Source organism: Streptomyces sp. P17, assembly GCF_032436805.1.
GTDB lineage: Bacteria > Actinomycetota > Actinomycetes > Streptomycetales > Streptomycetaceae > Streptomyces.
In genome coordinates, this window is record NZ_JAVRBF010000592.1 from 1 (window position 1) to 291 (window position 291).

Sequence of the window (291 nt, forward strand, 5' to 3'; positions counted from 1 at the left end):
GCAAAATCAAGTGAGTCTTGGTAGCTTTCAATTCTTTCCATCACTTCTTGAGGACTAATCAGATCGATTTTATTGAGCACCAAAAAGATAGGCGCTTTAATTCCTCTTAATTTTTCTATAATAAAGTTATCTCCAGGTCCTCTTTTTTCATTGGCATTGACCATAAACAAGACAGCATCTACTTCTCTAAGGGCTGAATAAGCACTCTCCACCATAAACTCACCCAATTCATGTTTAGGTTTATGAATTCCCGGTGTATCTAGGAATACAATTTGAGAATCTGGTGTCGTG

At 37.1% G+C, this 291-nt stretch carries 1 protein-coding gene; it reads right to left on the bottom strand.

What is annotated here, in order from left to right:
- Nucleotides 1–291: GTPase (locus RMT89_RS42230; RefSeq protein ID WP_315889062.1), on the bottom strand; the 291-nt coding region annotated here is incomplete at both ends.